Source organism: Alcanivorax hongdengensis A-11-3, assembly GCF_000300995.1.
Lineage (GTDB): Bacteria > Pseudomonadota > Gammaproteobacteria > Pseudomonadales > Alcanivoracaceae > Alcanivorax > Alcanivorax hongdengensis.
The window spans coordinates 18,134-41,051 of record NZ_AMRJ01000028.1; the positions used below are offsets into that span (position 1 = coordinate 18,134).

Annotated in this window: 23 protein-coding genes; 9 read left to right on the top strand and 14 right to left on the bottom strand. The window is 60.9% G+C overall.

What is annotated here, in order from left to right; genetic code table 11:
* Window positions 1-6 precede the first annotated feature (6 nt).
* The 4 genes from A11A3_RS14195 to A11A3_RS14210 form a co-directional block, all read right to left on the bottom strand.
* Window positions 7-858: a ParA family protein gene (locus A11A3_RS14195; protein WP_008930014.1), complete on the bottom strand. Its 852-nt coding sequence runs from the start codon at window positions 856-858 to the stop codon at window positions 7-9.
* Window positions 859-892: 34 nt separating this feature from the next.
* Entirely contained in the window at window positions 893-1,108 is a 216-nt protein-coding gene (locus A11A3_RS14200) for an AlpA family transcriptional regulator (RefSeq protein ID WP_008930015.1), read from the bottom strand.
* A 109-nt stretch (window positions 1,109-1,217) separates the two neighbouring features.
* Window positions 1,218-1,964 carry a hypothetical protein gene (locus A11A3_RS14205; RefSeq protein ID WP_008930016.1) on the bottom strand — a complete coding sequence of 249 codons (747 nt, stop codon included), beginning with the start codon at window positions 1,962-1,964 and terminating at the stop codon, window positions 1,218-1,220.
* Window positions 1,965-2,452: 488 nt separating this feature from the next.
* Window positions 2,453-3,337, bottom strand: coding sequence for a LysR family transcriptional regulator (locus A11A3_RS14210; protein ID WP_008930017.1), 885 nt, complete (start codon window positions 3,335-3,337; stop codon window positions 2,453-2,455).
* 108 nt (window positions 3,338-3,445) lie between these two features.
* Here A11A3_RS14210 and A11A3_RS14215 point away from each other — a divergent pair, with 108 nt between their 5' ends.
* The 5 genes from A11A3_RS14215 to A11A3_RS14235 all read left to right on the top strand — a co-directional run bounded on the left by A11A3_RS14215 (window position 3,446) and on the right by A11A3_RS14235 (window position 7,353).
* A complete protein-coding gene (locus A11A3_RS14215) occupies window positions 3,446-3,775 on the top strand; it encodes an ArsR/SmtB family transcription factor (protein WP_008930018.1) in 330 nt (109 codons plus the stop codon).
* A 587-nt stretch (window positions 3,776-4,362) separates the two neighbouring features.
* Entirely contained in the window at window positions 4,363-4,953 is a 591-nt protein-coding gene (locus A11A3_RS14220) for an anthranilate synthase component II (RefSeq protein WP_008930020.1), read from the top strand.
* The gene (trpD, locus tag A11A3_RS14225) at window positions 4,953-5,996 is read left to right on the top strand and encodes an anthranilate phosphoribosyltransferase (RefSeq protein WP_008930021.1); all 1,044 of its coding nucleotides are present in this window, start codon (window positions 4,953-4,955) and stop codon (window positions 5,994-5,996) included. The genes A11A3_RS14220 and trpD overlap by 1 nt, the downstream gene beginning before the upstream one ends.
* Before the next feature lie 129 nt (window positions 5,997-6,125).
* The gene (gene trpC / locus A11A3_RS14230) at window positions 6,126-6,920 is read left to right on the top strand and encodes an indole-3-glycerol phosphate synthase TrpC (RefSeq protein ID WP_008930022.1); all 795 of its coding nucleotides are present in this window, start codon (window positions 6,126-6,128) and stop codon (window positions 6,918-6,920) included.
* Between the two features lie 112 nt (window positions 6,921-7,032).
* Window positions 7,033-7,353, top strand: coding sequence for an isochorismate lyase (locus A11A3_RS14235; protein ID WP_008930023.1), 321 nt, complete (start codon window positions 7,033-7,035; stop codon window positions 7,351-7,353).
* Window positions 7,354-7,469: 116 nt separating this feature from the next.
* Here A11A3_RS14235 and crp read toward each other — a convergent pair whose 3' ends face one another.
* Window positions 7,470-8,099 carry a cAMP-activated global transcriptional regulator CRP gene (gene crp, locus A11A3_RS14240; RefSeq protein ID WP_008930024.1) on the bottom strand — a complete coding sequence of 210 codons (630 nt, stop codon included), beginning with the start codon at window positions 8,097-8,099 and terminating at the stop codon, window positions 7,470-7,472.
* A gap of 222 nt (window positions 8,100-8,321) precedes the next feature.
* Between crp and A11A3_RS14245 the strand changes: the two genes are divergently transcribed.
* Window positions 8,322-8,738 (top strand): OsmC family protein, encoded by a 417-nt coding sequence (locus A11A3_RS14245; protein WP_008930025.1) that lies wholly within the window; start codon window positions 8,322-8,324, stop codon window positions 8,736-8,738.
* A gap of 143 nt (window positions 8,739-8,881) precedes the next feature.
* The gene (gene speD / locus A11A3_RS14250) at window positions 8,882-9,688 is read left to right on the top strand and encodes an adenosylmethionine decarboxylase (RefSeq protein WP_008930026.1); all 807 of its coding nucleotides are present in this window, start codon (window positions 8,882-8,884) and stop codon (window positions 9,686-9,688) included.
* A 166-nt stretch (window positions 9,689-9,854) separates the two neighbouring features.
* Here the strand turns inward: speD and coq7 are convergent, their stop codons facing one another.
* The gene (coq7, locus tag A11A3_RS14255) at window positions 9,855-10,505 is read right to left on the bottom strand and encodes a 2-polyprenyl-3-methyl-6-methoxy-1,4-benzoquinone monooxygenase (protein WP_008930027.1); all 651 of its coding nucleotides are present in this window, start codon (window positions 10,503-10,505) and stop codon (window positions 9,855-9,857) included.
* Window positions 10,506-10,619: 114 nt separating this feature from the next.
* Here coq7 and A11A3_RS14260 point away from each other — a divergent pair, with 114 nt between their 5' ends.
* The gene (locus A11A3_RS14260; protein WP_008930028.1) at window positions 10,620-12,101 is read left to right on the top strand and encodes an AAA family ATPase; all 1,482 of its coding nucleotides are present in this window, start codon (window positions 10,620-10,622) and stop codon (window positions 12,099-12,101) included.
* On the top strand, window positions 12,085-13,119 hold the full coding sequence (locus A11A3_RS14265; RefSeq protein WP_008930029.1) for an AraC family transcriptional regulator: 1,035 nt from the start codon (window positions 12,085-12,087) through the stop codon (window positions 13,117-13,119). Before A11A3_RS14260 ends, A11A3_RS14265 begins: the two co-directional genes overlap by 17 nt.
* Here the strand turns inward: A11A3_RS14265 and A11A3_RS14270 are convergent.
* The 8 genes from A11A3_RS14270 to A11A3_RS18080 all read right to left on the bottom strand — a co-directional run.
* Window positions 13,058-15,844, bottom strand: coding sequence for a hybrid sensor histidine kinase/response regulator (locus A11A3_RS14270; protein WP_008930030.1), 2,787 nt, complete (start codon window positions 15,842-15,844; stop codon window positions 13,058-13,060). The two genes, A11A3_RS14265 and A11A3_RS14270, sit on opposite strands and share 62 nt — an antisense overlap.
* Entirely contained in the window at window positions 15,807-16,871 is a 1,065-nt protein-coding gene (locus A11A3_RS14275; protein ID WP_157375733.1) for a cyclic nucleotide-binding domain-containing protein, read from the bottom strand. Before A11A3_RS14275 ends, A11A3_RS14270 begins: the two co-directional genes overlap by 38 nt.
* A gap of 86 nt (window positions 16,872-16,957) precedes the next feature.
* Entirely contained in the window at window positions 16,958-18,244 is a 1,287-nt protein-coding gene (gene purD, locus A11A3_RS14280; RefSeq protein ID WP_008930032.1) for a phosphoribosylamine--glycine ligase, read from the bottom strand.
* 118 nt (window positions 18,245-18,362) lie between these two features.
* Window positions 18,363-19,931 (bottom strand): bifunctional phosphoribosylaminoimidazolecarboxamide formyltransferase/IMP cyclohydrolase, encoded by a 1,569-nt coding sequence (gene purH / locus A11A3_RS14285; RefSeq protein WP_008930033.1) that lies wholly within the window; start codon window positions 19,929-19,931, stop codon window positions 18,363-18,365.
* 92 nt (window positions 19,932-20,023) lie between these two features.
* Window positions 20,024-20,305 (bottom strand): DNA-binding transcriptional regulator Fis, encoded by a 282-nt coding sequence (fis, locus tag A11A3_RS14290; protein ID WP_008930034.1) that lies wholly within the window; start codon window positions 20,303-20,305, stop codon window positions 20,024-20,026.
* Between the two features lie 44 nt (window positions 20,306-20,349).
* Window positions 20,350-21,390, bottom strand: coding sequence for a tRNA dihydrouridine synthase DusB (dusB, locus tag A11A3_RS14295; RefSeq protein WP_008930035.1), 1,041 nt, complete (start codon window positions 21,388-21,390; stop codon window positions 20,350-20,352).
* Window positions 21,391-21,472: 82 nt separating this feature from the next.
* Complete coding sequence (locus tag A11A3_RS14300; RefSeq protein ID WP_008930036.1) at window positions 21,473-22,678, bottom strand: DUF3426 domain-containing protein; 1,206 nt, start codon at window positions 22,676-22,678, stop codon at window positions 21,473-21,475.
* Window positions 22,679-22,723: 45 nt separating this feature from the next.
* The coding region (locus tag A11A3_RS18080) for a hypothetical protein (RefSeq protein ID WP_237738872.1) at window positions 22,724-22,918 on the bottom strand (195 nt) is incomplete at its 5' end.

The following is a 22,918-nucleotide window of genomic DNA, read 5'->3' on the forward strand; positions in this document are numbered from 1 at the left end:
AGCGGTTCATGGGCCAACCCTCCGATGTGCCCCGGCTTGCAACAGGCTGAACGCGGATGCCCAGGCGGGAAACAACTCGCAGGAGAGCGCCTGCATGGTGTCGAAGGCCGCTGGTGTGACACGCCCCTTTGGACGCTGGTATTCCACCCGATGTACCGGGAGGGCCTGGGTCGATGCGCGTGGGTAAGCCTCGATGGCCGGGATGCGGGTATCGAGTACGACGATGCCGGGTTCGGTGGAAAACAGGTCGCGCAACGCCTGCTGGATCAACCGTGCGTTGCTGGAGACCGGATGCACCCGGTTGATGAGCAGTTGCAGTGGCGGCGGGTCGATGCCAAGGCGGCGGTAGGGCGCGATGTCCTGCATCAACTGCAGGGTGCCCCGGCGAAATTCCCGTGCAGCCAGAATCTCTGGCGTGACGGGTGAGAGGGCAAGGTCGGATGCCAGTACCGCCATCTCCAGCAGGACACTGCGTGCCCCTTGGGTATCGATCAGCAGCAGATCATAGTGGGGGCGGAATATAGGCAGTAGGTTGCGCAGCCGCAGTCGACCGTCGGGGGCATGTAGCAACAAGGTATTCAGTTGTCCCTTGTCGTCATTGGACAGGATCAGGTCCAGGCCCTCGATGACGGTGTGCGATATCAGGCGGGTACGTTCCTGCTCATTGAAGGCCAGCAGTTCATAGATGCCACCTGGCGCTCTTGATTGCAGTGCGAAATAGCTGGACAGGGTGGGCTGCACGTCCAGGTCGAGCAACAGAACCCGCAGCCCCGCATCGGCCGCAATGCCACCCAGATTGGCTGCCGTGGTGGTCTTGCCCACGCCGCCCTTGGTCGAAATGATGGATATCACCTGCATGGATTTCCTCCCCGTTTGGTCCGAAAAGGAAACTTCAGGTGCGTTCGTTGAGCCGGTCTTCGATCCACTGGTCGATTTCGGCAGCGTCCCAGCCCACGGCACGCACCCCCAGGCGAATCGCCTTGGGAAACTGACCCGCTTTCATCAGGTTGTAGATGTGCGCGCGCTTGAAGCCGGTCTTGGCCTCGACTTCGGCGCGGCGCAGGATGCGGCGTTCGACCGGTTGAGTAGGAAGAGATTGAGCAGTCATATCGAGCACTCCTGGACGCTCTTTAGCGTGTTGAGGAACATGCTCGCCATTTCATGCCTGAGCGCTGTGCATTGCACTGCAATTGCAGCCGCCGGAACTGCAATTGCAGTCAGTAGGGTTCGGTATCGATGTGCTGCCTGGCAGCCTTGAACTTCGACCACAGCGTGCGTTCGCTGAGTCCTGGACGACCGGGGTAGTAAGCCAGCAAGGCACTGATTATGGAATCTGTGGTTTTAAAAGATGAATAGTTCTTGCCGCTGGGGGATTGGCCCAGCAGCAACGTCAACAAACCGCCGACGATGTTGAGGTAGGTGGCTTCGCTTCGGGATGAAATCTCGCGTTCGTCCGATTTTTGGCTTTTGGCGCTTTTTCGTAGCAGGCGGCATTGATCCTTAAGGCGCTGTAGGCTTTGTTCCATCTCGGCATTTCTCAGCTTCAGCGCTTCACGGTCGACCAGCAGAATCTGAACGGTCTCGGAACTGATGGCCAGGTGCGCTTGCCGTTCTATGTCGTCGAAAAGAAACTCGGGTTTTTGATCGGGATAGAAGCGGGTCATCCAGGCTTTGAGATCGACATGGCGAATGGTCAGCTCAGGGTTGTCGAGAAGCGTAGGGTCGCCGCAGGTAATGCCGGATTTCCCATAGGGCAAGTCTCCATTTCTGAGGCCATCGAAGATGCGCTCGATGTTCAAAGTCAGCGTCGGCCATCTCGAAAACGGTCCTTCGCCCAATGCATATACTCCAGTGAACTCATGAAGAATTCGGGTTTCATATTGCATCAAGTCACTCCATCGAATCGCCGCCTCGATGGGTCGATAGAAGACTTTTGCATGCTGAGAGTCGTTGTTCTTTTCCATGATTCGTTCCAGACATCTGGCCCTCCTGGTAAAGTGTCAACAATTTCCCAGCCAAGTAGGTGCTTCACGAGTCGGCTACTTGGAGGTTGACGCAACGATGGACAGGTTAGCGCTGATGACGAGATGGCAGCATTGCTCAATATGGAGCGCTATATACCCCCATAGAAGAAGCTGCCCTCCACACGTGTAGACATGCCCATGCTGGTCGAGTGTCGAGTGACATGGCATGCCAGTAAAGACATCCGGCGTCAGCGTCTGAATTTTTGGGGCCAGAAATCGCTATCAAGACATTTCAGGTCTGGACAATGACAAAGCCTAGTCTCGTGTGGGCTGCTTGGTGTATTTGCAAGGCTGCACGCTCAAAGCTGCATTGCCTCGGTGCTGAAATGGACTGTATATGCAGGTGCCATCTCAGGAAAATGTCTGGGGGTACTGATACCTTTCGGGTCTGGCTGACTGCAAAAAAAGAATCACTACAGGTGAGAGCCCTATAACCCAATACGGGCAACACGTTGCATGAAATTGTTCAGTTGATCCGATGGCTCGGTATCGGGTCGAAGTAAATAAGTGGTCATCACATGAGAGTGGCCGGCAAGTGGCCTGATGATGATGTCTGTGTGGTGCGACGATTCGATACGCGCCGCGCTGGAAAAACCGATACCGTAACCAGCAGCAACCAACGTCAACATGAGATCATGCGTGGAGACCCTTTCGGCCACGGTGATGGGGGAATCGATCGAGGCGAGCAGGCTTTCCAACTGTCGACTGCACCCTTCACAAAACTCGGGATGACAGAGGACCAAGGGGTGCTTCACGACCTCGTCGAGTGGAACATGCTTGTGAGCCAGTAATGGGTGTCGTTTGGGGATGGCGATGACCAGCGGTTCTTTCCAGGCCACCTCGGCAATCAGGCCATCGTCAACGTCGTTGGAGAACGCAAAGCCGGCGTCATAGAGATCGTGTCTCAGTCCTCTTTGGTGTTGGGCCAGGGGTATCTCGAACAACCTGATTTCGACATCAGGTTCTTCTTCCCTGCACAGGGCGAGCAGCGGAGTCAGGCGACTGCGTGCAATGCCATCAGAAAGTGCGATACGCAAGGTGCCTCGAAAGCCGGTGGCGGCCGCTTTGACATTTGCCTTGGCTTGATCGATGCATAGCAGGGTGCGGCGGGCATCTTCCAGAAAGACTTCACCTGCCCAGGTCAGGCGTGTGCCGCGAGACGTACGTTCCAGTAATGTCGCTTCGAGTTCGGTTTCAAGCTGCTTGATAGTGCGTGATAGCGGGGACTGTTCGATGTTCAGACGCTCAGCGGCACGACTGAAATGCAGCTCCTCGGCGACGGCTATGAAGTATCGAAGGTGGCGTAATTCCATGCGCTATGTCCTCGCGATTGACGCCACCGCAGTGCGATTATGGCCCTTACAACTGTCCGCCTCCCGCAAGGGCGTCGCTTCGAATGTAATCTGCAAGCCAATCGATGTATGATTAGCTTAATTAAGTCAGAGCAACATTATCACAAAATGAACAGTTTTGCTGCGCTTGCAGATCCTACCCGCCGCCAGATCATCGAGGCCTTGGCGCAGGGTCCCTTGTCGTCGGGTGAGATTGCCGGGAGGTTCGAGATCAGTGCTCCGGCAATCTCTCAACACCTGAAGGCGCTTCGCGTTGCCAGGCTGGTACGGGTTCGCGTGGAAGCGCAATGGCGCATCTATGAACTGGATAAGGATGGGGTCGACAATCTGGTTGCTTGGGTCAACGAGCTCAAATGCCGAGTGGATGATCTCGAAGTGAAGGGGGCGTCGTCACACTGACGGTGGAGCCAGAGGGTTTCCGTTGTAGACGGTTGGTGGGGGGTACGTGTTACAATTGCGTGGATTAAGAAGCTGTTGTGGGATGGGTCCCACGCACCTTCTCCGGTTAACTGAACTTCGGTCTGCCATGACCCGTACCGCTTCGATCAACATTGCTCAGTGGTGGCGCTTCCAGTAGGAAGCGGCACGTCGTTGCGGCCTCGCACCGCACCTTGCCGCCGTACCGGTAGGCAGGGTTCAGCAGATGGCTCTCCGGCACGGCGGCTCCAAGAACTCAGGAGATTGCCCGATGCTAGCGAGACAACATATGCAGCACAGACCTCCGCATGGAGGAATTAGACCTGTGTCCCTGCGTTCTCCCCACCCTTACTGTCGTCCTCAGCCAGTGGCTGACGAAAGATGTGCTTTGGGCGCTTCAAGAGCTCGTGCCATCGTACCGGGCCTTGGAGGCAGGTCTCGGAATGGGGTGGAAACTTCCCATTTTCTACTGCAATCTCCAGACATTGTGTATATATCTGTGTATATAGAATCGACTGCATTGAAAAATAATTCTTTAAAATCAGGAGGTTGTCGTGTCTAAAATCCTGATGATCGACAACTACGACAGTTTTACCTACAACATCGTGCAGTACCTGCAGGAGCTGGGGGCCGAGGTGCTTGTGCACCGCAACGACCGCATCACCCTGGAAGAGATGGAGGCCATCGGCGCGGATCGTCTGGTGATCTCGCCGGGGCCCTGTACGCCCAATGAGGCCGGCATTTCCATGGCCGCCATCAAGCATTTTGCTGGCAAGTTACCGATTCTGGGGGTGTGTCTGGGCCACCAGAGTATCGGCCAGGCCTTCGGCGGCAAGGTGGTGCGCGCCCGGCAGGTCATGCACGGCAAGACCTCGCCGATCTATCACAGCGGCAAGGGCGTGTTTCAGGGCCTGCCATCCCCCTACATTGCCACCCGCTACCACTCGCTGGTGGTGGAGAAGGATTCCCTGCCGGACTGTTTCGAGGTCACTGCCTGGACGCAAAAGGACGATGGCAGCTTCGACGAAATCATGGGCATGCGCCACAAGACGCTGGCCATTGAAGGGGTGCAGTACCACCCGGAATCCATTCTCACCGAGCATGGCCATGCCCTGCTGGACAACTTTCTCAAACACGGCGCAAGCACGGGGGACGCGTAATGGAGATCAAGCAGGCACTGGCCAAAGTGGTCGACCATATTGATCTGAGCCTGGAGGAAATGCAGGCCGTGATGCGCCAGATCATGACCGGCGGCGCCACCGACGCCCAGATCGGCGGCTTTCTGGTGGCCCTGCGCATGAAGAGCGAATCGCTGGACGAGATCACCGGCGGTGCCATGGTCATGCGAGAGCTGGTCACCGCCGTGCCGGTGGAGCAACACCGCTACCTGGTGGATATCGTCGGTACCGGCGGCGATGGCGCCAACCTGTTCAATGTCTCCACCGCCAGCAGTTTCGTGGCCGCTGCCGCCGGTGCGCGGGTGGCCAAGCATGGTGGCCGCTCGGTGAGCTCCCAGAGTGGCTCAGCGGACCTGCTGGAAGCCGCCGGCGTGACCCTGGACCTGACCCCGGAAGAAATCGGCAAGTGCGTGGACAATGTGGGCGTGGGCTTCATGTTTGCGCCCAATCACCACAAGGCCATGAAGTATGCGGTGGGCCCGCGCAAGGAACTGGGCATGCGTACCCTGTTCAATATCCTCGGCCCCATGACCAACCCGGCGGGGGTGCAGCGATTGGTGCTGGGCGTCTTTGCCGAGAAGCTCTGCCGCCCCATGGCGGAGGTCATGGGCCGGCTGGGCGGTGAGCATGTGATGGTGGTGCACAGCAAGGATGGCCTTGATGAACTGAGCCTGGCCAGCCGCTCCCATGTGGCCGAGTTCCGTGATGGCCAGGTACATGAATACACCGTGACCCCGGAGGACGTGGGGCTGCAGTCCGACTCTCTGGTGGGGCTGGAGGTGACCGATCCGCAGGCATCGCTGGCACTGATCCGCGATGCCTTTGGCAAGCGCAGCACGGAGGCGGCCCGCAAGGCGGCGGACATGATTGCCCTCAATGCCGGCGCGGCCATCTATGTGAGCGGTATTACCCGCAGCCACAAGGAAGGGGTGCAAATGGCCGAAGACATGATCCACAACGGTGAAGCCGCCGAGCGCATGCGGGAGCTGGCACAATTCACCTTTGCGTTGCGCGCTGACCAGTAGCAAGCTGGAGTTAACCCATGGTGCCGGCCGTGGCGGTCGGCACTCCACCAAGTCGCGGGGCTTCTTCCCACGGTGGCGCTGTTATTCCCCGCCGTGGCTACCAGGAAGTCCTCCGTCCAGGAGGCTTATATGAGCACAGGTACCATTCTCGACAAGATCGTCGCCCGCAAGCATGAAGAAGTGGCCGCCGGCAAACACCGTTTCAGCGTCGGTGATCTGGAGGCCATGGCCGCCAACCAGCGCAAGGCCCGTGGCTTTGCCGCCAATCTCTATGACCGGGTCCACGACCGCCAGCCGGCGGTGATTGCCGAGATCAAGAAGGCCTCGCCCAGCAAGGGCGTGATCCGTGATGACTTCGACCCGGTGGACATTGCCCGCCGTTACCAGGCCAATGGCGCTGCCTGCCTGTCGGTGCTCACCGACCGGGACTTCTTCCAGGGGGACGAGCACTACCTTCGCGCGGCCCGCAATGCGGTGGACCTGCCGGTACTGCGCAAGGATTTCATGGTCGACCCGTGGCAAATCTTCGAGTCCCGTGCCATGGGCGCCGATGCGGTGCTGCTGATCGTGGCTGTCCTCAGCGATGGGCAAATGGATGAGCTTTACCATGCGGCTAACCAGATTGGCTGTGATGTGCTGGTGGAAGTCCACACCGCCGACGAACTGGAGCGGGCCCTGAAGCTCAATGCGGAGCTGATCGGCATCAACAACCGGGACCTGCACACCTTCGAAACCCGCCTGGACACCACCCTGACCCTGGCCGAACAGGTACCCGGTGATCGCATGGTGATCACCGAAAGCGGCATCCACACCCCGGCGGATGTGAAACTGATGCGCCAGAACGGCATCCACAGCTTCCTGGTGGGCGAGGCTTTCATGCGGGCGCAGGATCCCGGGGCGGAGCTGAAGGCGCTGTTCTTCTAATTGATAGTTGATAATGGATAATTGATAACTGCGCGGTCAGGTTTGGTCGCAGCAGAACGCAAACAGGCCGCGCCTGGAAGGGGGCGGCCTTTTGTTATGGGTGAGGGAAGGAATGACTACCAAGAAACCTGCTGAGTGCACAGGGATGGGCGATATTCGCTCTGAGATCGACAGGATTGATCAGCGTATTATTGCGTTGCTCGGTGAGCGGGCAGGCTACGTCCATGCAGCGGCGGCATTCAAGGCCAGCGAGGATGGGGTTCGAGCACCGGAGCGGTTCCGGACCATGCTGGAAGCCCGGCGGGATTGGGCAGAACAGGCAGGGCTTGATGGGGACATGGTAGAAAAGCTCTACCGGGATCTGGTGGAATATTTCATCCAAAAAGAACTGGGTCAGTTCAGGGAAAATAGCTCACTACGAGAGCGCAGCTAGTACCGCTTTAAACCAAGGAGGCCGCACCCAAATCCATGGGCGCGGCCTCTTTGCTTTAATAAATCCGGGCCTGGCCCGCGACGTTATCAATTATCCATTATCAACGATCAATTGCTTCACCGCGTGCCGTAAACCACCATGGTCTTGCCCTTCACCGACACCAGGCCCTGTTCTTCCAGGTTCTTGAGCACGCGGCCGACCATTTCCCGGGAGCAGCCGACGATGCGGCCGATTTCCTGGCGGGTAACCTTGATCTGCATGCCGTCCGGGTGGGTCATGGCGTCCGGCTGTTTGCACAGGTCCAGCAGGGTGCCGGCCACGCGGCCGGTCACGTCCAGGAAGGCCAGGTCTCCCACCTTGCGGGTGGTGGCACGCAGGCGGCCGGCGATCTGGGCGGATACGGTGAACAGGATATCGGCATCTTCGCGGGCCAACTGGCGGAACTTGGCGTAGCTGACTTCGGCGACTTCGCATTCGCTCTTGGCCTTGACCCAGGCAGAGCGGGACGGCTCATTCTCGAACAGGCCCATTTCCCCGAAGAAGTCACCCTCGTTGAGGTAGGCCATGATCATCTCGCGACCGTCATCATCCTCGATCATCACCGTAACGGAGCCCTTGAGGATGTAGTACAGCGCGTCGGATTCGTCACCCGCGTAGATAATGGTGCTCTTCGCCGGATATTTGCGGCGATGGCAATTGGCCAAAAAGTGGTCCAGATTTGGAATGATTTTGTTGCCGTCGGTCATGGGCGCTCAGTTCTAAGCCAGAAAAATGTCGTAGCCATCAAGCGTTAGGATATTGCCTGTTTTTATCAGTTATGCCAAGGGAACTGGTACTCACTCTCAGTCTTCATGTATTCAGTGGTCGATGGGAGTGTATGAGGGGATGGCGCCGGGGCCGCTCTATGGTACTCTGCGCCCCCTTTACTGTGGGGCGTTCAGTGACCCCGAAATGTCCAGGAGTCGACCATGAAAGCAGTGGTGCGTTGGCAGGGTGAAGCCTGCTACCAGGGGGAAACCGAAAGCGGTCATCAGGTATTGATGGATGGCCCGCCGGACCATGGCGGCCAGAACCGGGGCCCCCGTCCCATGGAAACCCTGCTGCTGGGCGTGGGCGGTTGTTCCTCCTTCGACGTGGTGCACATCCTCAAGAAGTCCCGTCAGGATGTCACCGACTGCCGCTGCGAGCTGACCGCCGAGCGGGTGGACGATGTGCCGGCGGTATTCAGCAAGATCCACCTGCATTTCATCGTCTCCGGCAACAACCTCAAGGATGCCCATGTGAAACGGGCGGTGGAGCTGTCGGCGGAGAAGTATTGCTCGGCCAGCATCATGCTCACCCGAGGTGGTGTGGAGATCACCCATAGTTATACCATTGAGGACTGAAAGCCCTGCGGCTTTCGGTCCGGCCGGTCTGGCCGGCCAGTATTGTCAGGTCTGCCCTGGGGCGGGCTTGCAAACCGGCGCCGCCCCTGGGGCGGTGATGTGTTAGTGCAAACGCGACGTCCTGTCGCCCATGGGGTACAGCTGTGGTGAAAGATCCCAATCCCAAGATCACGGTTCATGGTTTCAACAACCTGACCAAGTCTCTGAGCTTCAATATTTTCGATATTGCTTACGCGAAAACCGAGCAGCATCGTCAGGAATACATCGAATATATTGATGAGCTGTATAACGCTGAGCGTCTCACCGAGATTCTCACCAATGTGACCAAGATCATTGGCGCCAATATTCTCAACGTGGCCCGTCAGGACTATGACCCCCAGGGCGCCAGCGTGACCATGTTGATCGCCGAGCACGAAACGCCGCCGGATGGCACCGACTGGGACGAGGAAGCCCCCGGTCCGCTGCCCGACAGTGTGGTGGGTCACCTGGACAAGAGCCACGTGACGGTGCACACCTACCCGGAATCCCACCCGGATAACGGCATTTCCACCTTTCGGGTGGATGTGGATGTGTCCACCTGCGGGGTAATTTCTCCCCTGCGGGCGCTCAACTACCTGATCCACAGCTTCGACTCGGATATCGTCACCATCGATTACCGGGTGCGCGGCATGACCCGGGACCTGGATGGCACCAAGCACTACATTGATCACGACATCAATTCCATCCAGAACTTCCTCACCGAGGACACCCAGAACGCCTATCAGATGATTGATGTGAACGTGTACCAGGAGAACATCTTCCACACCAAGATGTTGCTCAAGGACTTCGACATCGATAACTACCTGTTCGGCGCCGGCCGTGACGAGTTCAACCAGGAAGATCTGGACCAGATCGAAGAGCGCCTGCGCACCGAGATGCTGGAGATCTTCTACAGCCGGAATATGGGGTAGGTTTTGAATTGATAGTTGATAATGGATAATTGATAACTGCGCGATCAAGATCGGGTTGTCGCAGAAAACAAAGAGGCCGCGCCCAAAGTCTGGACGCGGCCTCTTGCGTTTAATAACCACGGGCCTAGTCCGCGACGTTATCAATTATCCATTATCAACTATCAATTCAGACTCTGTATGTTGTAAACGTCATCACCTTGCTCATAAGGGTCATGGCATGGCGGATTGGTGGCGGGAGTTCGGCGCCGCCGGCATCCTTGGCGGTAACCGCGTGTTTCAGTTCGTCGGTTTTCATCTGTTCCAGGATGGCGCGGGTGCGCAGGTCGCTTTCCGGTACCTGGTAGAGGTGCGCCTCCAGGTGGCGAACCACCTGATTTTCGGTTTCCGAGACGAAGCCCAGGCTCCAGCGATCACCGATCAGGCCGGCGGTGGCGCCCATGGCGTAGCTCATGGCATAGAACAGCGGGTTGAGGCGGCTGGGGACGCCGCCCAGTTCGCGGATGCGCTCCTCGCACCAGGCCAGGTGATCTTCTTCCTCGCGGGCGGCCTCCTCCATGGCATGGCGTACATGGGGCAGGCTGGCGGTGCTGGCCTGGCCCTGGTAAAGCGCCTGGGCGCACACCTCTCCGGTGTGATTGATCCGCATCAGGCCCATCACATGGCGGCGCTGCTCGCCGGGCAGGGTGCCGTCCGGGTTGTCGCCGCCGGCGCTGGGCGGGCGCCGCTCGGCCTTCACCGTACCCGGGGTCAGGGTACGCAGGGCGTTGTCGGCGCGGGCCAGCAGGCGGTCAAGCGGGGACAGGCGGCGTTCACTCATGGCAGTTATCAGAACGTTGTCTCTGGGGGCTAGTGTTACCGTCATGGCAACGGCGATATCCGGTACAGTCATGCTAGCATAATGGCGACACGGACCTGTGAAGAATGATAACAAATGAGTGACCTGAACGACCTGAAGATGCTGCTCGAATCCCGTTATCCCCTTGTCGTGATCGAGACCTGGGAAGAGCTGCGGGCCCTGGATCTGATTCGCCGGCTGGGCATGCGCACCGGCAAACCGGTGTTTGGCTGGAATGCGGTGGACGGGTTGCGGCGGCTGGAATTCGAGGACGCGCCAAGCCAGAAGCACACGGTGGAAGCGGACGCCATGCTGGCGCAGATTCGGGGCACCCGTGAGCCGGGCATCTATGCCCTTTGCGACCTTCACCCTTACCTGCAGGCGGATCAGCCGCGTCAGGTACGGCTACTCAAGCAGATCGCCCTGCAGCATGAAAACCTGCAGCACTCGCTGGTACTGATCAGCCATCAGCTGGATATTCCGCCGGAGCTGAGTCGCTATTGCGCCCGTTTCAGCCTGTCCATGCCCGATGAGCAACAGCTGCATCACATCGTCCAGGACGAAGCGCGCCGCTTCAAACAGGAGAAGGGCGAGCGGGTGCGGGCCGATCGGGCGTCCCTGGAGCGTCTGGTGCGTAACCTGCGCGGGCTCAGTTTCGAGGATGCCCGCAAGCTGGCGCGCGGCGCCATCATCCATGACGGCGCCATCACTGAAGACGACCTGCCGGAAGTGAACAAGGCCAAGTTCGCGCTGATGGAAATGGACGGTGTGCTGACCTACGAATACGACACGGAAAGTTTTGCCAGTGTCGGCGGCCTGCAGGGTCTCAAGGACTGGCTGGCCAAGCGTGAGCATGCCTTCCATGGCGGCCACGGCCTCGATTCCCCCCGCGGCGTGATGCTGGTGGGCGTACAGGGCGGCGGCAAGAGTCTGGCGGCCAAGGCGGTGGCCGGCCTGTGGGGCCTGCCCCTGTTGCGCCTGGACATGGGTGCCATCTACAACAAGTTTTTTGGCGAGTCAGAGCGCAATGTCCGTGAGGCGCTGAAACTGGCGGAAACCATGTCGCCCTGCGTGCTGTGGATCGATGAAATCGAGAAGGGCATCGCCGTGGGTGACAACGACGGTGGCACCTCGCGCCGAGTGCTGGGCACCCTGCTGACCTGGATGGCGGAAAACCGCAGCAAGGTGTTCATGGTGGCCACTGCCAATGATATCGAGCGCCTGCCGCCGGAGCTGATTCGCAAGGGGCGTCTGGATGAGATCTTCTTCGTGGACCTGCCCGAGCCACCGGTGCGGGAAGTGATTTTCCGCATTCACTTGCAGCGGCGCGGGCAGAATCCGGCGGACTTCGATCTGGCGGCCCTGGCCGGTCACAGTGACGGATTCACCGGGGCGGAAATCGAGCAGGCGGTGGTGGCCGGGCTGTACAGCGCCGGTGCCGCCAACCGCACTCTGGACCAGACCTTGCTGGAGGCGGAGCTGGCGGCCACGGTACCACTGTCGGTGACCATGGCCGAATCGCTGGCGCGTCTGCGCCACTGGTGCCAGGGCAGGGCTGTCGATGCCGCCGGTGCTTGATCCTGCCCTGGCTGGCTCCGACCAGAGCCTGAGTAGTGCCTATGTGGCCACGGTGCTGCCGGAACTGGCGGCCCACTACGGCCTGGATAGTGACGCTCTGCTGGCCCGGGCGGGGATCGACCCACGGGTGCTGGCGCAGAGTGATGCCCTGCTGCCGCTGGTGGATGTACTGCGCCTGTTTCTGGTGGTGCTGGATGCCAGCGCCGACAGCGGCCTCGGTTTTGAGGTGGGCAAACGGGTCAAGCCGCGGGCCTATCAGGTGCTGGGCTACGTGATTCTGGCCAGCAGCACCCTGGGCGAGGCGATAGATCGGCTGGTGCGTTTCGAGGCGCTGTCCGGCAAGCTCGGCAGTACCCGGCTGTGCCGGGATGGCGATCAGGTAAGGCTTAACTGGTACTGCCCGCTGACCGGTGAGCCGGGCCGGTTTCTGACCGAAGCGGCGATCACCGGCTGGGTGGCCTTCATGCGCCCGCTGTTGCCCTCGGGGCTGGCTCCCTTGTTGGTCCGTTTTCGCCATGGGGCGCCGCAGGATGAAGCGCGCTACCCGGCCTTTTTCCAGTCGCCGGTTCAGTTCGGCGCCGAGCATGACGGGGTGGATATTGCGGCCTCCTTGCTTGATACCCCCCTCAATACGGCGGACCCGGGGCTGGCGGTGCTGATGGAACGCGAAGCACGGGCCCTGCTCACGGATTTCGAGTCCGGCACCAATCTGCTCAGTGCCGTCAGGGCGCAATGTTATCAGCAGCTGGCCGACGGGGAGCCGACCCTGGAGGCGGTAGCAGGGGCTCTGTCACTGACACCCAGAAACCTGCAGGCGCGTCTGCGCAAGCAGGGTATGGGCTTCCAGGAGGTGCTGGACGGGTTGCGACAGAGCCTGGCGGAGCTGTATCTGCAAGACCCGGCCCTGTCGCTGACCGACATTGCCCTGTTGCTGGGGTTCGCTGAATCCAGCTCCTTTACCCGGGCGTTCCGGCGCTGGCGGTCGATGAGTCCGAATCAGTGGCGTCGCCGCGGGTAAAGCGCACCAGGGCGTCACGCAACACACTCAACTCCACCGGCTTGGCGATGTGGGCATTCATGCCTGCCGCCAGGCTGCGTTCGCGATGTTCGCGCAGGATATGGGCGGTCAGGGCCACGATGGGCACCGCCGGCAGGCCCTGACTTTGTTCGTACTGGCGAATACGACGGGTCGCCTCGAAGCCATCCATTTCCGGCATTTCACAATCCATCAGGATCAGGTCATAACGTTGACGGCTGGCCATCTCCAGGGCCTCTCTGCCGTTGGCGGCAATGTCGGCGCTCAGGCCAAGCTTGCCGAGCATGCCGCGAATGACCTTCTGGCTGAGATGGTGATCTTCGGCGACCAGCAGTTTCAGTGACGGGTCCGGTTGGGTGACCGGCAGGCTGTCATCGCGGCTCGGCGACAGTGGCTTCTGGCCCAGTTCTTCCGCCAGCACCTGGCGCAGGCGCGGCGCGGATACCGGTTTGGACAGCACCCGGTGAATGCCCACATTGCGGGCCTGGGTGGCGGTGGGGGCATTGTGGATGCCGGTCAGCATGACCAGCACCGTGGGGTGGATGATGACCGGATCCTCGTGGATACGGGCGGCCAGTTGCATGCCGTCCATGCCGGGCATGTGATGGTCGAGGATCACCACATCGAAGGGTTCGTTGATGTTGGCCTGGGTGCGCAGGGAAGCCAGCGCTTCCTTGGGGTCATGGCAGGCGGTGACACGCATGCCCCAGGAGAGGGCCAGGTGCCGCAGAACCCGGGTCACGGTGCTGGAATCGTCCACCACCAGCATACTGCGACCGTTGAGCACGCTGGTATCCACGCTGGCGGTGGGTGGCGGGGCCTCCAGGGCCGGCAGGGGCATCACGAACCAGTAGTGGTTGTCCCGGTGGCCGGTACGGCCGTTCATGGCATCGATCAGCTGCTCGGCGATGGCCAGGCTCAGGTAACCGTTATTGCCCTGCTGACGGGTATGCATCAGCTGTTCGAGGGTGTCTCGGCCGACACTGGTGCCGGAAAATTCGAAGCGGATCTGGTCGGCGCGGCCGGCCGGCTCCATGGAAATATCGACCACCAGTTCCCCCCGGTGGCCGTGTCGGATCAAGGCGCCGACCAGGTTGGTCATCACCTGGCGCAGGTGGCCGGCGTCGCCTTCCACCCGCAGAGGCACGTTGGTGTGCACATGGGTTATCAGCTCGATCTGTTTTTCCTCGGCCCGTTCGCGGAAAAGCTCCACGGCGTCCATCACCAGTTCATGGATGTCGATGGCGCTGCGGTTGATGTCGGCGCCCTGGGTGGACAGCTGAGAATATTCCAGGATATCGCTGATGATGCGCAGCAGGATCTCCCCGGAATTCTGGATGGCATCCACGCATTCGCGCTGGTTGGGGGTCAGCGGGGTGTCGCCGAGAATTTCCGACATGCCGAGAATGCCGCTCAGGGGTGTGCGCACGTCATGGCCGATGCGCGCCAGGGTTTCCCGGCGGGTGGTTTCCACGGTATCGGTGATGGTCTGTGCCCGCTGGCGCTCGACTTTCATCCGTGAGTGGCGCCGGTTCTGCAGCCGCAGCCCCATGCCGAGAATAATGGCATCCACGAACAGAGTGCCCAGCAACCACTGTGGCAGTTCCAGATCACAGTCAAACATGCCCAGGGTGGCCAGGCAGACCAGCAGCACGGGGATGCCGATTAGCACCGTGGTGCACAGATAAAGCCCCCCACCACTGAGGGCCCGGTGCCAGGCCAGATAGCCCAGCAGCAGCAACAGGGATGAGGCGCTGATGGCGATAATGAAGCTGAAGTAGGCCACCCAGACATCCGGCAGCAACATCAGCGGCACGATGCTGATCAGGGCGGTGGCCTGCATGGCCACCAGCCAGGGGTGCAGGCGCGGCAACTGGCTACGGGTGTTGAGGAAGTTTCTGCCCACGCCACAGGCGGCGAAGATGCCGATCAGGATGCAGCCGTAGAACAGGTAGGGCTGTATCGCCGGCAGCTTGTTGGCGCCGGTGTCGATAAAGTCGGCCAGCCCCAGGGACGCCAGCAGCATGCTGAGCAGGAAGGCGCACTGGTAAAAATAGGTGCGGCCGCCGCCCATGGCGCCGGCGATTAGGTTGTACAGGGCCAGGCACAGCAGGGCCCCATACAGCAGGGCGTAAATGGCCAGATCGCGATTCTGGTACTGGAGCTGGCTGGCGGTGTTGCTGAGCATGACGCTGTAACTGAGGCCGCCATGGGGTGCCATTTTCAGGTAAAACACCTGGGGCTGGCCGGTGGGCAGTGTTAGCGGGTAGACCGGGTAGCGCCATGGCAGGCGCAAATCGTCCCGGGCCTGGCGGTAGCCCCCCTGGCCATCGGGCATGTAGAGCGTGGCGTCCGGTACACCCTTGAGGGTCAGCAGGTAGCGCTGGCCGGTACTGAGTTCATTTTGCAGTGCTACCCGCACCCACCAGACCGAATTGCTGATACCGAGTCGTTCCGTGGAGCGGGAGGCAGGATGAAAGCGATCATCCAGGCGGCCGCTGGCCAGCGCCTGGATGCCCAGTTGGCCGCTGTCATCCCGCAGGTATTCCGAATAGATGGTGATGCGCGCCTGGTCGGGAACGCTGTTGATCACATAGGGCGGTGGCGGATCGGCACTGACCGGGCCGGCCAGGGCCAGCAGGGTCAGGGCCACAAAGGTGAAAAGGCTGTCAGGCCTGTTGAGCCAGCGCTGAAGAGTCTGCCGCATCCTGTGATGATCCCCGGTCCAGTACATAGGCCGTCAGGCCCGCTTCGGAGAGGATATAGGCTCCAAGCTCACTGCGTCGACCATCGCCGCATACCACATAGAAAAAATCCTTTTCCAGATCATGGACGGCGCGGCGTAGTTCGTTAAGGGGCAGGTTGCGGGCACCGGGGGTGCGATCGTGGCGAAATTCCATGGGCAGGCGCACATCCACCAGAATACAGGCGGTGTCGGCTTCCAGCACCATGGTGTCCAGCTCGTCTTCGCTGATGTGGCGAATCACCGAATCCTGCAATATGGCCTGAAAGTCATTCTTGCCCAGACACATGATGACGCCGTCGCTGGTCATGGTGATGGTGGCATTGCGTGGGCTGTCACTGATCAGGGCGTCTTCGCCAAAGAAGCGGCCGGCGGACAGGGCCGCCAGGGTTTCCTGTTTGGCACCCTTGCTGCGGGTCACCATGGCCTTGCCCTGCTTGATCACGAAGAAGGTGTCGCCGTCGTCGCCTTCGGTGACGATGGTTTCTCCCAGCTGCACGTCGCGGGCCTCGAATTTGACGAACAGGCTGTGGATCATGGCCGGTGGCACCGAGGAGAACAGTTCGGATGACAGTAGCGCATCCATCCAGTCTCGCTCGCTTTCATCATCTCCATCGTCGAGCATGGACTCGGCGGCCTGGGTCCAGGTCATCAGCAGGTCCAGCTTGTTGCGGTCGATACTGTAAAGGGTGCAGGTATCCGCACTGATGGCGTTGATGGTGTGTTCCGGGTAGTTGTCCAGCGCCAGATAGTTTTCGTCGTCGTCGGCGTCAAAGCCGCGCACCTGGAAGCTGGCGTCGGTCAGGTCCATGCTGCCTTCAATCAGGAAGAAGGCCTTGTCGGTGCGTTGGCCGCGCTTGAACAGCAGGCGACCGGGGGGCAGGGTCAGAACTTCGATTTGCCCCCGGATCTCGCTGAGATGGGACTCGCTCAGGCAATCAAAGGGAATGAAGTGCTGCAGGCGGGACATATCCGCCGTAATCGTTGACATGGGCAACCCCCAGAGATTCTGGATATTGTTGGCTGAGCCGCCCCCGGCAGGGACGGCTCACCCTTAATTCTTAGTTGCCCTTAACTTTATGCCTTTTCGCGCTCCACTGCACGGTAACCGATGTCGGAACGGTAATAGGCATTGCGCCACGTGATCTGCTTCACACCCTGATAGGCATTGGCCTGGGCCTGGCTGACGCTATCGCCCACGCCAGTGACGCATAGCACCCGACCGCCGCTGGTGACCACGTTACCGTCCTGCTCGGCGGTACCGGCATGGAACACCTTGACGGTATCCGAGTCCGCCTGGTCCAGGCCGTCAATCACGTCGCCCTTGTCGTAACTGTCTGGATAGCCGCCGGCGGCCATAACCACGCCCAGGGTGGGGCGCGGGTCCCACTGGATATCGGTCTGGTCCAGCTTGCCGTCCAGGGCGGCCAGGCACAGGGCGGCCAGGTCGGATTGCAGACGCATCATGATCGGTTGGGTTTCCGGGTCACCGAAACGGCAGTTGTACTCGATCACCTTGGGGGCACCTTCCGGGCTGATCATCAGGCCGGCGTAGAGGAAGCCGGTGTAGGGCATGCCCTCGGCGGCCATGCCTTCCACGGTGGGCGTGATGACCTCGTCCATGATGCGCTGATAGACCGCATCGGTGACCACCGGCGCCGGGGAGTAGGCGCCCATGCCGCCGGTATTGGGGCCGGTATCGCCATCGCCGACACGCTTGTGATCCTGGCTGGTGGCCATGGGCAGCACGTGCTTGCCATCCACCATGACGATGAAGCTGGCTTCCTCGCCTTCCAGGAATTCTTCCACCACTACCCGGTGGCCGGCGTCGCCGAACTTGTTACCGTCCAGCATGTCGCGCACGGCCTCTTCCGCCTCTTCCAGGGTCATGGCCACGATTACGCCCTTACCGGCGGCCAGACCGTCGGCCTTGATGACGATGGGGGCACCCTGTTCACGGACATAGGCCAGCGCCTGGTCCATGTCGGTGAAGTTGCCGTAGGCGGCGGTGGGGATTTTCTGGCGGGCCAGGAAGTCCTTGGTGAAGGCCTTGGAGCCTTCCAGTTGCGCGGCGGCCTTGCTGGGCCCGAAGCACTTCAGGCCGTTGGCCTGGAAGTTATCCACCAGGCCTTCCACCAGCGGCGCTTCCGGGCCGACGATGGTCAGGTCAATGCCGTTATCCTTGGCGAATGCCAGCAGGGCAGGCTGATCCAGCACGTCGATGGCCACGTTTTCCAGCTTGGCCTCCCGGGCGGTACCGGCGTTGCCGGGGGCCACGAAGACCTTCTCGACCGACTCGGCCTGGGCCACTTTCCAGGCCAGCGCATGCTCGCGGCCACCGCCGCCAATTACTAGAACTTTCATTGAGGTGCTCGCCTCTTCTGATTCTGTCTCTGTTGGAGACGGGCTAGACGTCGGACGCCAGACGTCGGACGCTAACCCGGTTCTGTCGTCAGACGTCCGACCTCAGACGTCCGACCATTTAATGCCTGAAATGGCGCATGCCGGTGAAGACCATGGCCATGCCGGCTTCGTCGGCGGCGGCGATGACTTCTTCGTCGCGGATCGAGCCGCCCGGCTGGATCACGCAGCTGATACCCACCTTGGCGGCGTTGTCGATGCCGTCGCGGAACGGGAAGAAGGCATCGGAGGCCATCACGGAACCTTCCACCTGCAGACCGGCATGCTCGGCCTTGATGGCGGCGATACGGGCGGAGTTCACACGGCTCATCTGGCCGGCGCCCACGCCCACGGTCTGACGGTTCCTGGCGTAGACAATGGCATTGGATTTGACGAACTTGGCCACTTTCCAGGCGAAGATCAGGTCGTGCATTTCGGCTTCGGTGGGGGCGCGTTTGGTGACCACTTTCAGCTCACCCTCGGTGATCATGCCGATGTCACGGTCCTGCACCAGCAGGCCGCCGTTGACGCGCTTGTAGTCCAGGCCGCCGGCGGTGGGGCCTTCGATCTCGCCGCACACCAGCACGCGCACGTTCTTCTTGGCGGCGGTGATGGCCAGGGCCTCGTCGGTGGCACTGGGGGCGATGATCACTTCCACGAACTGGCGATCGACAATGGCCTGGGCGGTGGCCGCGTCCAGCTCACGGTTGAAGGCGATGATGCCGCCAAAGGCTGACTCGGTATCGGTCTCGAAGGCCAGGTCGTAGGCCTTGCCGATGCCGTCCAGGCTAACCGCCACGCCACAGGGGTTGGCGTGCTTGACGATCACACAGGCGGGCTTGGTGAAGGACTTCACGCACTCCAGCGCCGCGTCGGTATCGGCGATGTTGTTGTAGCTCAGTTCCTTGCCCTGCAACTGCTTGGCGGTGGCGATGGAGGCGGGGGCCGGGTTGCGCTCGGTGTAGAAGGCCGCTTTCTGGTGCGGGTTCTCACCGTAGCGCATGTTCTGGGTTTTCTCGAAGTTCAGGTTGATGGTGCGCGGGAAGTCTTCATTGTTCTCGCCCACCTTCTTGCCGAAGTAGTTGGCAATGGCGCTGTCATAGGCGGCGGTGTGTTCGAAGGCCTTGATGGCCAGATCGAAACGCAGGGTGTCGGACAGGGCGCCGCCGTTGGCGTCCATGTCATCCAGCACGCGCTGGTAGTCAGAGGCGTTGGTGACGATGCCGACATGGGCATTGTTCTTGGCTGCAGAGCGCACCATGGTCGGGCCGCCGATATCGATGTTCTCGATGGCGTCTTCCAGGGAGCAATCCGGGTTGGCCACGGTGGCCTCGAACGGATACAGGTTGACCACCACCAGGTCGATGCGGCTAATGCCGTTGTCGGCCATTACCTGGTCGTCCTGGCCGCGACGGCCGAGGATGCCGCCGTGCACTTTCGGATGCAGGGTCTTCACCCGGCCATCCATCATTTCCGGGAAACCGGTGTAATCGGAGACTTCGCGCACCGCGATGCCGGCCTCCTGCAGTTTCTTGAAGGTGCCGCCAGTGGAGAGGAGCTCCACGCCCTTGTCGGCCAGGGCCTGGGCGAATTCGACGATACCGGTCTTGTCGGAAACACTGATCAGTGCACGTTCAACGGCTTTGCTCATGGGATTTCACCAAGTTGCGAGTCTAAAAAATCAGGTAGCTAGAAACAAAAAAAGGGCAGTGTGATAACTGCCCTCCGGGTCTTTGGCCGTGCTTACAGCAGGCCGTACTGCTTGAGCTTCTTGCGCAGGGTGCCGCGGTTCAGGCCCAGCAGCTCGGCGGCTTTGGTCTGGTTGCCACGGGTATATTCCAGCACTTTCTCAAGCAGCGGAATTTCCATCTCCGCCAGTACCATCTGGTACAGCTCGCTGACAGCTTCGCCATCCAGCTGGTTGAAGTAATCGTTCAGGGAACGTCGCACACAATTGCGCAGGGTATCGTGGGTCTCACTGCGCGCAATGGTCAGGTGCGGCTTTCGTGCTTCAGCGGTGTTCATCTCTGTGAGTGTCCGTGCAGCGGCTGTATTAACTGAAGAAAGGGTCATGCGGCCAAGGCTCCGTTTCTCTTCCGGGCAGACACCTCGCCATAGCAACCGAATCGGACCCGGTCGCCCATGGCGCTGATCTGTTGGAAAAACTGCTCGATTGCCAGCCGTTGTTCGGCGGCATTTTCCAGTGTGTTGAATCCGCGCCGGAAGTCTTCCCCATTGGGCAGGTTCTGCGTATACCAGCCCAGATGCTTGCGTGCGATGCGCACCCCCATGAACTCACCATAAAACTGGTGCAGCTCGGCCAGGTGCTGCTGGACGCAGGCTTCGACTTCCGTCACTAACGGCGCTGCGGGCAGCGAGCCGTGCTCGAGGTAATGCAGGGTGTCCCGGAAGATCCACGGGTTACCCTGAGCAGCGCGGCCGATCATGATACCACCGGCGCCGGTGGATTCCAGTACCCGTTTAGCTTTTTGCGGGCTATCCACGTCGCCGTTAGCCATTACCGGAATATCCACGGCGCTGACCACCTCGGCAATGGTGGCGTATTCGGCCTCGCCATTGAACTTGTCGGCACGGGTACGGCCGTGGATGGCCAGGGCCTGGATGCCGGCGGCCTGGGCGATACGGGCAATCTGAACGGCGTTGCGGTGGTCGCGGTCCGGGCCGGTGCGGATCTTCAGGGTTACCGGCACATCCACCGCCCCGACTACGGCCTCGACAATGCGGGCGACCAGATCCGGGTCCGCCAGCAGGGCGGAGCCGGCGGCCCGTTTGCATACCTTCTTGGCGGGGCAGCCCATGTTGATGTCGATGATCTGGGCGCCATGTTCCACATTGGCGCGGGCGGCTTCGGCCATCATGGCCGGTTCACCGCCGGCGATCTGTACCGAGATGGGCCCGGGTTCGCCGTGATGATCCAGACGCTGGCGCGACTTGCGCGAATTCCACAGGCGGGTATCCGAGGTCACCATTTCCGACACTACCAGGCCGGCACCCAGCTCCCGACACAGCCGCCGGAAGGGGCGGTCGGTGACGCCGGCCATGGGGGCCAGTATCAGCGGGTTGGGTAGGGCATAGGGGCCGATTTGCATGGACGCTGCCGGTAATGAAAACGGGGCGCCTATGATAGAGATACGGCGCCGCGCTGGAAAGGCCGGGCGGCGCCGGGCGGGATCAGGGTGCGGAAGACACCCGGTCGTTGCTGTCCGAGGCGGGTAACAGACGCAGGTTGTAGTTCACTGCCTGATCGCCGGGATCGACGATTTCCAGTGAGATATGCAGGGGCGTGCCCGGTGGCATGGTGCGCATATCGCTCAGATCGCCCTGGCGGTATTCCGACGGCAGGAAGCGACGGCTGGCCACGGCTTTGCCGTTCATGGCGGTAAAGCTCAATTCCAGCACCGGGAAAGGCTGCGGGTAATCCGCCTCGTTGAAGAGGATGGCGTCCACGATCAGCGAATTCTGGAAGTTGGGGTTGCTGCGCACCACCAGGTTGGCGCCGCGCAGCTTGCTGATATCGGAGCGGCTGGGCAGGCGGCAGCCCAGCACCTGGCAGACCTGGGCGTAGGCCGGGCGCCACTGGGGCTGGCGGGCCAGGCGCTCGAAATTGAAGAAGGCATACTGGGCCAGCAGGATGATCACGGCCAGCAGGGACAGGAGCCCCCACTTGATGACGCCGGACCAGTCACGCGTGTTGTGGAATTGCGGTGGTTGCGGGCGCGTGGGTGGCGTCAGGGCAATTTCTTCCTCGTTGAAGTCGTCACCGAACAGGTCCAGACCGCCGAACAGGCTGTCGTCGTCTTCCTCCACCGGCGGGCGAGGCACCGCTTTGCTGGCCTTGCTGGTCGGGCGTTCAGCCTCCGGTGCCGGGGCGGCGGGGCGCTCTTTTTCCGGGGCTGGCGCCTGTCGGGGGGCGGCAGAGGGAGGGGGTGTCTCGTCCTCGTTTTCCAGTTCCTTGAGCAGGGCTTCGGCCCAGGCCTCGTCGGCGCTGTCGTTATGGGTGTCGCGCCCGGCGCCCTGCATATCGGAGAAGTCTTCGCCCAGCCCCTGATCATCCTCGTCGCTGCCAAGATTGAGGAAGGAGTCGCTCAGCTCCATGCCTTCGATGGTCAGGCCGTCATCGTCATCATCGCCGTGACGGGCCGTGTCTTCTGCGGTGTCGGGCGCGGCGCTGTCACCATTGCCCTCCAGGGCATGGGCCCAGCGGTTGTCGTTGCCTGGCGCTGGCGTGGCCGGGCCATCCAGCAGGTAATCGGAGGCCTGGAATATCTGCAGACAGGAACCACAGCGGACCGCCCCGCGGGCCTGGCGCAGGTGCTCGTCGGTAATCTTGAACTGGGCGCCACAATGCGGGCAGCGGGTTTTGTATTGGCCGGCCATGGGTTGCCTGTCGTTGTTATTGGTTGCTTCTCTGCCGCCCGCCTGTCACCGGGCAAGGGCTGATACGGTCGTGCCGGGCGCAACAGGAGCGACTATGACGTGTTTTACAGAAAAAACGGGTGCGCCCGCAAGGACACAGGCCGCACTTTTTTCTGGTTCATCGCGGAATTCCGGGAAACTAATTTTCCTCAACCCAGGTTTCGCCTGTTGGCGAGTCACTTCTTTGTGCTGCGACAAAGA